This window comes from Rickettsiales bacterium Ac37b, assembly GCA_000746585.2.
In the GTDB taxonomy this organism is placed as follows: Bacteria; Pseudomonadota; Alphaproteobacteria; order Rickettsiales; family Arcanibacteraceae; genus Ac37b.
Map to the genome: position 1 here is coordinate 744,056 of CP009217.2, position 11,601 is coordinate 755,656.

An 11,601-nucleotide genomic window follows, 5' to 3' on the forward strand; every position below is an offset into this window, starting at 1 on the left:
TAAAAACCGGTATGTATAATTATATGCCGGTTTTTTTTATCACCCATAATAGATACATACATCTAAACTCTAACTTTTAAAATTCACTACTGTGATATTTTTGCATCTCATTTTGGAAACTAAGCTATTTTTCCAATTTAATTAAACGTTTATTCTAAGCGTAATAATTTATATGTTATAATTTCTATATATTGATATCACCACTATAGGGAGCATATGATGAATAAATTATTAACAGGTTGTGCGATAAGCACAGTGTTGCTTACATTAGGTAGCGGAGTATCTGCTCAAGAAATAACACGTGAAGGTAACATATTAACAAAACTAGGAGTGCAAGGCATATTTCCAACAACTCATTCTAAATATACAGTAGAAAATCATCCTGTATTTAAAAATAAATTCAAAAATTCTGCAGGTGTAGAACTATCTGCCGGCTATTTCTTTACGGATAACTTTGCTGCAGATTTAAGCGTAGGATATACAGAATATAAATTAAAAAATAATAGCTTTAAAGATGCTCTAATTATGGAAGCATTAGGAGAAGTACCAGCTAACTTTAACAGCTCTATTAAAACTAAAGCATTCCCTGTAACATTAATGTTACAATATCACACACCAACTTATGGCGCTTTTCAACCATATGTAGGAGCGGGTTATAGCTATAATTTCTTTAAAAATAAACATACTTACACTTATGAAGATATCTTTATGAAGGCCACTTTTAGAGTGAAACCTAAAAATGTAGGTACTCCAGTTATACAAGTGGGTAGCAATTTTGATTTAGGACAAAATCTAGGTGTAAATTTTGATGTAAAATATTCTTGGTTGAGACCTAAATATAAACTTTCTTCTGAAACTACTACTCTTTTAAGATCAATCTCTGAGTATAAAACTTATAAAGCTAAAATGAACCCTGTGGTAGTTACACTTGGTTTAACCTATAAGTTCTAGCATTTATTAGTGTTAAGAGAGAGACACTCTCTCTTAACCTTGCCTTACTTTTCCTAAAAGCTCACCCATTTTATCTTGACGGAGTATTATAATTTATCTATAAAATATTAAGTTTTTTAATCTATTGTAATTATTTGAGATATATATGAAAAAACTATTAACTATAACTGCTATAACTCTGTTATTAGCATTCTCTAATACTTTATTTGCGCAAGAATTAGATCGCACAGGAAGTATTTTAACAAAACTTGGTGTGCAAGGATATTTTCCAACAGCTCACGAAAATATAAAAGATTCTCATGGTGATTTGATAATAGATCGTGATGATAGAATTTTTAAAAATAAATTTAAAAATGCTATAGGAGCTGAATTTTCTGCTAGTTATTTTTTAACTAACAATTTTGCTGCTGAGCTAGGAATAAGCTATACTGAATATAAGGCAGCCTCTCATAGTTTTCCTGATGCATTTACATATTTATACTCAAGGGACGGTACACCTAAAATCTCTACCACACTTAAAATTAAATCTATTCCTGTAAACTTTATACTACAATATCATACACCTACTTTAGGTATCTTCCAACCATATGTAGGGGCTGGTTACAGCTATGCTTTTTTAAAAGGAAATCATTATTATAAAACACCTATAATATCAGAGATACAATTTTTAGATAAAATAAGGATCAAATCTAAGGATGCCCATGGCCCTGTAGCTCAAATTGGTAGTAATTTTGACTTAGGTAATAATTTTGGTCTAAATGTTGATGTAAAATATTTTTGGCTAAAACCTAGATATACAATATCCGCAGACCGTAGCATTTATGTTTTTGGGAAAGAATCTAATTATCACTCATTATCGCGTAGCTACAAAACTAAATTGAACCCTGTAACGGTTACACTTGGCTTAAATTATAGATTTTAATATTGCTTATATAGTAGGAAGTCATAAAACTTCCTACTTTCCACAACCTTACCATAGTTATACTAATCTGTTTGATCACTATCTAATGCCCCTATCACTCTAAGATAGTCCATATTATCCGGTTGTTCACACTCCGATTTTATTAGTTTAGCTCGCTCGATTAATATTTCTTTGGTAGGATACATCATAAGTGGTTGTGATAGAATCTTTTGTACATCATGTAAATATGCTGCTTCGCATAAAACCTTCCGTATAGATGCTGCCTCTTTAGTTATAATCATTTTATATCTCCCTATATTAATTTATTAATATAACTACTTCAAATTTATTAGTAATAATATATATTCTTAACACTAATATAAATTGATTGAGATATATACCCATAATTTATTACTTTATTGACTTTCTTATTAACACACTGTATATCTTTTGCAATACAATACAAATTCACTACAAAAAATTATATGAAATACCTTCTAAAAATATGCCTTAATTTTATTGCCCTATTATTAAATTTTTTTATTTTACTGAGGCTCAGGCACTAGAACTTAAAGGAAAAACAGCTATAAAATTTGGCATACAAAATACTTTTCCTACTAAAACAACTATTACTAAAGATAACACAGGCAAAATTTTTATCTCTGAACAAGGAAATATTTTTAATACACGATTTAAACATAATGTAGGAACAGAAATTTCTGCTATTTATTGGTTGAGTAATAACATTTCTACTGAAATAAGCACAAGTTATATCACATACAAAGCATATGAGAATAATTTCAAAGATGCTATAGTTAATGAAATGTTTGGTAGTCTATTTCCAGAATTTCAAACACCAATTAAAATTAAATCTTTTCCTATAATTCTTACATTACAGTATCATACACCTAATTTAGGCATAGTTAATCCATATATTGGGCTAGGTTATGGGTATATGTTTTTAAAAGGTAATAAATATTATAATTACATAGACCATAATATATGGTACTCAGAAACAGCAATGCTTACTATTAAAACTAAAAACGCCCATAGCCCTGTATTCCAAATTGGCAGTAATATTTATTTATATTCTAATATAGCTTTTAATATTGATATAAAGTACTTTTTACTGAAGCCTAAATATGATATGGCATTTTCTAATGATATATATAACCATAATAAAAAAATCATTTCATATTTAGGATCTAAACGTGATAAATTAAAAATAAATCCTATCAATATTACTGTAGGACTTACCTATACATTTTAATACCAATTCTTCTTTTTAAAATATCTATATGGTATCCAAGCAGAGATTAGCATTAATATTAACGCCATTGGATAACCAGCTGCCCATTTTAACTCAGGCATTACTTCAAAATTCATCCCATATATACTTGCTATTAAGGTTGGAGGCGTAAATATTACTGTGACCACCGAAAATATTTTTATAATATTATTTTGTTCTATATTAATTAACCCTAAAGTAGCATCTAATAAAAAATTAACCTTACCTGCCAAGAAAGTGGCATGATCTCTAAGGGCATCTATATCCTTCAAAAACATTTTTATATGAGATGCAAATATCCTATGTTTTTCTACTAATTCAGTTTGTAATAAAAAAGTTATCGCTCTATGGATGGTTAAAAGAGTCTCGCGTGCCTTAGAAACCGAATTACCAATATTACTAATATCTTTCAATAACACTTTATAACTGATTTTTTTATCTGCAAGAGCAGGCGCAACAACATTGTTATTTTTCTCTTCTAAATGATGATCTATTGTTTCAAGAAAGCTAGAAATATAATTGAGAATATTTTCCAACATCATTGCTAATAATGAGAAACACTCATTTTCACCTGCTATATGCTTCATTTCTATATTAGATAAAATATCATTAAATAACCCTGATTCTAATTCTCGTATTGTAATTAAAATATTTTTTATAACGACAAACGTAATATTATAAGCTCTTAAGTCATCTATATTATCTTCATTACTGACATGCAAAGTAATGGTAATAAATATAGCATCATATTTTTCATATAACCTATTGGAGATAGAACTACTCTGAACTTCTTTATATACAGGTAAGTCTAAGTTAAAATATCTCTCTAACTTTATCTCTTCTTCAGATGATATATTGGGTAAATCAATCCAAACAGTATTTTCAGGTATATTTTGATCGAGCGACATCACTTCCTTCGTAATAGTATGATGTGATTTTGTATATATAATCATTAGTATTACCCTTCAGTTTTTTATGGGACCACTTTTAATGCTATACAATATTTCTTTACTTTTTCTTAAGGAAAAAACTATAGTTTATTAAAGTAATGCTTGTAGTTTCATTTCATTGAAAAGCTGCGCATCATACTGCACAGCTATACTATCCAATTTATTGAATTTTATTCGATTACCTATATAATATACTTTCTTAAAACCCATTCTAAAAGCAGCTTGAACCGCATATGCATTATCCGATACGTTACAAATAAAAACATAATTATATTGTGCTGATTTTTCTGCAAGCATTTTGATATATCCTAGCCCAAGATAATTAACACTATTATCCTTATTCATTAAGATAATTTGAGATGTATTACCGTATAAGCTATATATTCTTGCTATATCATTTACATTTAAGATTTCAACAAACATTATTATATAACACTTCTATGCCAGGTAGCTTATCTCCTTGCAGCCATTCCAAAAATGCTCCTCCTCCCGTTGAAATATATGAAAATCCTTCCGCTAACTTTTCATTCTTGAGAGCAGCGAGTATATCTCCACCTCCTGCAAGACTTAATAAATTACTATCAGTAGTAGCTTGTACCACCTCTTTTGCTACCATTACAGTTGCTTGCTCAAAAGGAGGATATTCAAATGCTCCTAAAGGGCCATTCCAAACTAGAGATTTAGCATATTTTATTTGTGTTTTAATCATTTCAACAGTTTTAGGACCAAGATCTGCTATAACACTATTATTATCCACATATTCTACATCCACCATTCTACTTGTATGACCTAAATCTATGCTATCTGCAATCACAACATCTATAGGCAATATTAAATTACATCCAAGCTTATTAGCCTTGAACACTATATTTCGTGCTTCCTCTAATAAATTTTCTTCGTATAATGATTTTCCTATATTTAAACCTTCAGCTTTCAGAAAGCTATTAGCCATCGCTCCCCCAATAACTAATATATTTACTTTTTCTAAAAGCTGGTAGAGTAATTCTAATTTAGTAGAAATTTTAGCTCCTCCAACTACTGCCATTATAGGTGTATGTGCATTCTTCCAAAAAGACTGTAAATTTTTTATTTCTTCGTGTAATAATAATCCTGCTGCACTAGGCAGTTTTTGAGCTAAACCAACTATCGAAGCATGTTCTCTATGCGAACAAGAAAAACTATCATTTATATATATTTGTCCTAATCTTGCTAATTTTTCTACAAAATTAGCCTCATTACTTGTTTCACCCGGATAAAATCTTAAATTTTCCATTAAAATTATATCACCATTCTGACAACTATTAATAAACTGCTCAGCCTCTTTTTCTATATAATTTTCTACAAAATGGACCTTTTTACCTTGCAACATTTCACTTAACGGATGAACCAGAAATTTTAATGACATTTCAGATACAAACTTTCCCTTAGGCCTACCAAAATGGGAAATGAGAACAATTTTTGCATTACGTAATAATAAATATTCTAGTGTTGGTAAAATCTTTTTTAATCTAATATCGTCAACAATCTTACCGTTAAGTACAGGCACATTTAAATCTACACGTACAATCACAGTTTTATTAGATACATCCAAATCTTGTAGAAGACGTAAATTATCCATTGTATAAACCTTAAATAAATTTAGAAATTAACATTGCAGCATCCAACATACGCATTGAAAATCCCCATTCATTGTCATACCAACTCACAATGCGTACTAATTTATCTCCAACTACCTTAGTCTCATAGGGATCGAATATAGAACTATGTGGATTATGGTTAAAATCAATTGACACTAATTTGGTAGGCGCTATATCTACTATATTTTTTAACTCTTGTTTGGCACTTGTTAAAATTAAGGTATTAATTTCACCAACACTAGTATTTCGCTTAGCAATAAAACTTAGATCTATCATTGATACATTAGGCGTTGGTACTCTAATACTAGATCCATCTAACTTACCAGCTAGTTCTGGTAAAACTAATCCTATAGAACGAGCTGCCCCTGTAGAAGTTGGTATCATTGATAGAGCTGCGGCCCTAGCCCTTCTGACGTCTTTATGACTATTATCAAGCAAATTTTGATCATTTGTATAAGCATGTATTGTAGTCATAAACCCACTTTCAATACCAATATTATCATTTAACAGTTTTGCTAAAGGTGCTAAAGCATTAGTTGTGCAAGACCCTACAGAAATCACATGTTGATCTTTTGTCAATTTTTCATGATTGGCACCAAATACTATAGTATTGTCTGCGTCTTCACATGGAGCTGAAACTATCACTTTCTTAGCTCCTGCTATAATATGCTTTTCAGCTTCAATTTTTTTATTAAATTTTCCTGAGCATTCTAAAACTATATCAACACCTACCTTCTTCCATGGTAGATTTTCTGGTATCTTTTCTCTAATAATTTCAATCTTATGTTGATCAATAATTAAACTATTTTCTTCTATATGGATATTTTGCTTTAATATACCATGTACAGAATCATATTTAATTAAGTGGGCATGATCTTCTATAGTTGCAGGACCATTGGCTGCTATTATTTCTAATCCTGGTTTATTTGATTCCAGTAATGCTCTTAAAACTGAGCGACCTATACGTCCAAGTCCATTAATTGCTATTTTAACTGTCATATACTCACCTTTCTTATTACACTTACATCTTATCTAACTTTTCTAGTACATTGCTTACTATATTATTTGCTGTAATACCAAAATACTTATATAAATCTTCTGCCTTGCCTGAAGCACCAAATCCTTTCATTCCAATAAATACACCATCTTTACCAATATAATCAGACCATCCATACTTAGATGCTGCTTCTATTGCAATTTTAAGACTGTCATTATTCAATATATTGTCTATATATTCTGCAGGTTGATTTGTAAATAGTTCAAAACAAGGAATTGATACTACTCTACTTCCTATATTATAAGAATGAAGTTTTTTCTGTGCATCAAGAGCTATAGCTACTTCTGAACCTGTAGCAAAGATAGTAACCTGAAAACTTCCTTGATATTCTGATAAAATATATCCACCTAAGGCAGATAAATTTTCTTTGTTATATTCCCGGCGTACAACAGGTACATTTTGACGTGTTAATACAATTACTGCAGGAGCAGTTTTATTTTTTAGAATCAATTGCCAGCATTCAGCCACTTCTACAATATCAGCAGGCCTATATACAGCTAAACCCGGTATAGCTCTAAGCGATGCTAAATGCTCGATTGGTTGATGTGTTGGACCATCTTCTCCTAAACCAATTGAATCATGAGTCATAACATATATAACTTGTTGTTGCATTAATGCAGATAATCTAATAGCCGGCCGACAATAATCAGCAAACACCAAAAAAGTACCACCATAGGGTATAAAACATTTATATAATGCAATGCCATTCATTATAGCAGCCATCGCATGTTCTCTAATGCCATAGTGTATATAATTACCTAAGAAATTATCTTTATTAATTATTTGCATAGTCTTAGTTTTTGTGTCGTTAGAACCTGTAAGATCAGCCGAACCTCCTATTAATTGTGGAATACACGAAGTTAATAGTGATAACACTTTACCCGAAGATTTACGTGTTGCCTCTTCAGAATCTGTAGGTAATACTTTTTTCTTTAAATCATCTATAATTTGATCTACAGCATTTAGTGCTTCCTGTTGTATAAATTTTTCAAATTTTTCTTTTTGGCTAGGACTCTCGAAATTAGTATGCCATGCTTCATAAGCATCCTTGCCCTTTTCTGCAATCTTATGCCATGCACTCAATATTTCTTCAGGAACCATAAAAGGTGGATATGTCCAGTTAAGATTCTTCCTTACGCCTTCTGCTTCATTACTTCCCAAAGGACTTCCATGTACACTTGCTGTAGCTGCTTTAGTTGGAGCTCCATAACCAATAATAGTTTTACATGCAATTAACGAAGGCTTAGTACTATTTTTAGCTTCTTTTATTGCACCTCTAATTTGTACTATATTATGCCCATCTATAGACTGTACATGCCAACCCGCTGCTTCAAATCTTGCTAGCTGATTTTCAGAGGTAGCTAAAGATACAGGACCATCAATAGATATATTATTATCATCAAATAATACTATTAATTTACTTAATTCTAAATGACCAGCAAGAGCTGTTGCTTCATAGCTAATACCTTCCATGAGACAGCCATCCCCTGCTATAACATAAATATGATGATCTATAATATTACCAAATCTAGCAGCAAGTATCCTTTCGGCAATTGCCATACCTACAGCATTTGCAAGCCCCTGGCCTAAAGGACCTGTAGTGGTTTCTATAGCAGCAAAATGTCCATATTCTGGATGACCTGCAGTTTTCGCATGTAGTTGCCTAAAATTTTTAATGTCTTCAATATTAATATCTTGATATCCTAATAAATAATACAACGCATATAATAACATTGACCCATGGCCAGCTGATACTACCAGTCTATCTCTATCATGCCACTTTGGATGCAATGGGTCAAACTTAAGAAATTCTGCTACTAATACTGTAGCAACATCTGCCATTCCCATAGGCATACCAGGATGACCAGAATTAGCACGCTCAACAGCATCAACTGTCAGCATCCTAATGCTATTGGCCATTTTATTATACATAGCGTCATTAATTTGATTTAGTTTATTCATATGCTTGATAATTCCTTGTTTATAGGATATTAATATAAATTGATTTATTTTAACGTATTTCACATATTTGAACTATGGTATAACCTAAATAATTTTTCTATACAAATAATACTTATGAATTTATCTTATTTTTTTAGCGTAATTATTGCTTCATTTTATTCCAAGCCTTTATACCAAAATGTATACAGAAAATGGCAAAGCTATAATTTTTTATTTATATTTATAGTTATTGCACTAACCTCAATACCAGCTACAATATTGTGGGTATACAAAGTATACACAATAGACCTATCTAATATTCCCTACAATTATAATATTGACGACGAGGATACAAGTTCTATAAATGAGAGTAACGCTATTTTAAAAAATATTATAGAACAATTTCCTAAAATTACTATAGAAAACGGTATAATCTATACAAACAGTCGAGAACCTATCTATATTATAAATCCTGCTAATTCAAAAGTTATAGCAATTATAGATACAACAGAACATATTTCTTCTTTAGCTGGTACAGACGCATTATTGCTAATTACTAGAAAAGAAATAATGTTTAAAGCATGGTGGCAAGAAGGCAAAACTATACGTTATTACATAACCGAGCTGTTACCTAATAATAATACTGTCATAGTAACTCCAGATAATATAAAACTATGGATCTCGAGTTTAAGAACTAATATATTATGGTTTATACCATTCATATTATACCCTATTAATATATTTATAGCTTTTATATCTAACTTACTACGAATATTATTCTATACAACCTGTGGAATGGCTTTAACTAAAATAAAAAATTTAAACTTATCCTACCCAGGGCTATTACGTACTCAAGTTCTTGCATCTGTACCTTATATTATATATTATAACGTATTATTACCTATAATAGCTTACTTTATTCCTTTTAAATCAATTCATTCTATATTTTTATTAATATCTATAGGGTATAGCATATTTGCATTTAAAGCTATACTTGATCTAAAGGAAACTCCTAATCAATAGGAGTCTCCTTTATTATTTTTATAATTCTATTTTAAATGAATTATCACCAAGTATAGGTATTTCTAAACCAATACCATCAATGTCACTCAATACTGTTTTTACATCGTGCCTAAAAGTAGAACTTAAATCTTTTACACCTGATCTTAGATCTGTAATTACGTTGAAAATATCTGTAATAACTGCGCCTACTCTTATATCTGGATTATGCAAATCCTTATCTAATGTATTAAAATCCTTGGTCAACCTATTAAACGCAGTTGATGCAGAATCAGTTAAATCAGCTATACATTGTCCTATATCATGTCCTAATTTTGGAAAAACCATCTCAGTTTTGAAATTATGAAATTCCTCAAATATCTTCATTATTGCATCTTCAATTGTGTCTATTTTATTTTTAAAACCATCTATTATACGATCAGCACTATGCTCTATACGTGAAACTATACTATTGGTTTTATTATTTGTCTTTTCTATCATATTACTCATAAATTTATTCCTTTTAATATTTTTTAACTTTGTTTATTTACAAAAAATAAAGATTTTAATCCTTATTAATTAAAATGTTATCTATACTAATTTAATCAATCGTTAAAATTACCTCTATACGTAAAAAATATTTATATATTAATCTTTATCAAAAATTAATGTAATGATGATATGAATAAACTTCTAATAAAAGTTTCTTTAATGAATAAATGTGGGGGGTTTATTTTGCATAAGATTTGCTATTAAAAGCCCTAACTAATAAAATAACTGCACATACAAGGAGAGGAAATGATAATATTTGTCCCATAGTAATATTAGGTAATATATATCCTAATTGTATATCTGGCTCTCTAAAAAATTCTATTACCATACGAGATAAAGAATAATTAAACAAAAATATACCTGATAGCGCTCCCATTTTATATCTAATTTTAGTTCGTGTAGCAAGAAGATATAGTATAACTAAAGGTACTAATCCTTCTAAAGCAGATTCATAAAGTTGACTTGGATGGCGAGGTATATGACCTCCATAAGGAAAAAGCACAGCCCATGGCACATTGGTTTCTCTTCCATACAATTCTCCATTGATAAAATTTGCTATACGACCTAGCATAATACCGATAGGAGCTGCACAAGATATTAAATCCATTACAGCCAAAAAATTTAGTTTATTCTTTTTACAGAAGCCTAATAAGCTTACCACTAAGCCTACCAGCCCCCCATGAAATGACATGCCCCCATGCCAAACTTTTAAAATTTCCAAAGGATAAGTTAAATAATTTTGTAAATCATAAAATAATACATATCCCAGTCTTCCTCCTACTATAATCCCAAATACTACCCATATTATCATATCATCTAACATTGTTTTATTAAATATTCTGGGTTCTTTATCTAATTTTTTTATACACGCTACTCCAAGTAAAATCCCTACAATATAAGCAAGTGAGTACCAACGTATGGATATTGGGCCTAAATTAATTAATACAGGATCTATAGAAGGGAAAATAATAGCCATTTATTTACATTATTTAGTGATTATATAATGACTTTTATAATTAATAGGATTATATTTAAAAAGCAAGCAGGAGGATACTATGAATCAAAAACAAAATAAAACTTTTTTTGATGATGTAGCGAAACTTACAGGAGATCTACTATCATCTTTAGGTAACATGAAAAATGAAACTGAAGTCTTTGTGCAAAATAAAATTAGCAGCTATTTTGAAAAAATGAATTATGTTAAAAGAGAAGAGTTTGAAGTATTAAAAGAAATGGTATTACAGATACGTAAAGAGCAAGAAAAATTATCTGCTACCTGCCAAACAGAAACAGAATCTCAATCTAATTCTTCTATACAAGAATAA

At 30.1% G+C, this 11,601-nt stretch carries 13 protein-coding genes; 5 read left to right on the plus strand and 8 right to left on the minus strand.

What is annotated here, in order from left to right:
• The first annotated feature begins 219 nt into the window (after nt 1-219).
• A complete protein-coding gene (locus NOVO_03710; GenBank protein AIL65128.1) occupies nt 220-951 on the plus strand; it encodes an Outer membrane protein W in 732 nt (243 codons plus the stop codon).
• 145 nt (nt 952-1,096) lie between these two features.
• On the plus strand, nt 1,097-1,873 hold the full coding sequence (locus NOVO_03715; GenBank protein AIL65129.1) for an Outer membrane protein W: 777 nt from the start codon (nt 1,097-1,099) through the stop codon (nt 1,871-1,873).
• A 62-nt stretch (nt 1,874-1,935) separates the two neighbouring features.
• On the opposite strand, the gene NOVO_03720 is transcribed toward NOVO_03715, so the two are convergent.
• A complete protein-coding gene (locus tag NOVO_03720) occupies nt 1,936-2,154 on the minus strand; it encodes a hypothetical protein (protein ID AIL65130.1) in 219 nt (72 codons plus the stop codon).
• 431 nt (nt 2,155-2,585) lie between these two features.
• Between NOVO_03720 and NOVO_03725 the strand changes: the two genes are divergently transcribed.
• Nucleotides 2,586-3,122: an Outer membrane protein W gene (locus NOVO_03725; GenBank protein AIL65131.1), complete on the plus strand. Its 537-nt coding sequence runs from the start codon at nt 2,586-2,588 to the stop codon at nt 3,120-3,122.
• Here NOVO_03725 and corA read toward each other — a convergent pair.
• The 5 genes from corA to tktA form a co-directional block, all read right to left on the minus strand.
• Nucleotides 3,119-4,093, minus strand: coding sequence for a Magnesium transport protein CorA (corA, locus tag NOVO_03730; protein ID AIL65132.1), 975 nt, complete (start codon nt 4,091-4,093; stop codon nt 3,119-3,121). The two genes, NOVO_03725 and corA, sit on opposite strands and share 4 nt — an antisense overlap.
• Nucleotides 4,094-4,180: 87 nt before the next feature.
• Nucleotides 4,181-4,513, minus strand: a complete 333-nt coding sequence (locus NOVO_03735; GenBank protein AIL65133.1) for a hypothetical protein — start codon at nt 4,511-4,513, stop codon at nt 4,181-4,183.
• A complete protein-coding gene (gene pgk / locus NOVO_03740; GenBank protein AIL65134.1) occupies nt 4,503-5,708 on the minus strand; it encodes a Phosphoglycerate kinase in 1,206 nt (401 codons plus the stop codon). Before pgk ends, NOVO_03735 begins: the two co-directional genes overlap by 11 nt.
• Nucleotides 5,709-5,718: 10 nt before the next feature.
• Nucleotides 5,719-6,726 (minus strand): Glyceraldehyde-3-phosphate dehydrogenase, encoded by a 1,008-nt coding sequence (gene gap / locus NOVO_03745; protein ID AIL65135.1) that lies wholly within the window; start codon nt 6,724-6,726, stop codon nt 5,719-5,721.
• A 22-nt stretch (nt 6,727-6,748) separates the two neighbouring features.
• Nucleotides 6,749-8,746: a Transketolase 1 gene (tktA, locus tag NOVO_03750; protein ID AIL65136.1), complete on the minus strand. Its 1,998-nt coding sequence runs from the start codon at nt 8,744-8,746 to the stop codon at nt 6,749-6,751.
• Between the two features lie 114 nt (nt 8,747-8,860).
• Here tktA and NOVO_03755 point away from each other — a divergent pair, with 114 nt between their 5' ends.
• Nucleotides 8,861-9,748: a hypothetical protein gene (locus tag NOVO_03755; protein ID AIL65137.1), complete on the plus strand. Its 888-nt coding sequence runs from the start codon at nt 8,861-8,863 to the stop codon at nt 9,746-9,748.
• A gap of 18 nt (nt 9,749-9,766) precedes the next feature.
• On the opposite strand, the gene NOVO_03760 is transcribed toward NOVO_03755, so the two are convergent.
• The gene (locus NOVO_03760) at nt 9,767-10,234 is read right to left on the minus strand and encodes a hypothetical protein (GenBank protein AIL65138.1); all 468 of its coding nucleotides are present in this window, start codon (nt 10,232-10,234) and stop codon (nt 9,767-9,769) included.
• A 220-nt stretch (nt 10,235-10,454) separates the two neighbouring features.
• Nucleotides 10,455-11,252, minus strand: coding sequence for a Prolipoprotein diacylglyceryl transferase (gene lgt, locus NOVO_03765; GenBank protein ID AIL65139.1), 798 nt, complete (start codon nt 11,250-11,252; stop codon nt 10,455-10,457).
• Nucleotides 11,253-11,331: 79 nt separating this feature from the next.
• Between lgt and NOVO_03770 the strand changes: the two genes are divergently transcribed.
• Complete coding sequence (locus NOVO_03770; protein AIL65140.1) at nt 11,332-11,601, plus strand: hypothetical protein; 270 nt, start codon at nt 11,332-11,334, stop codon at nt 11,599-11,601.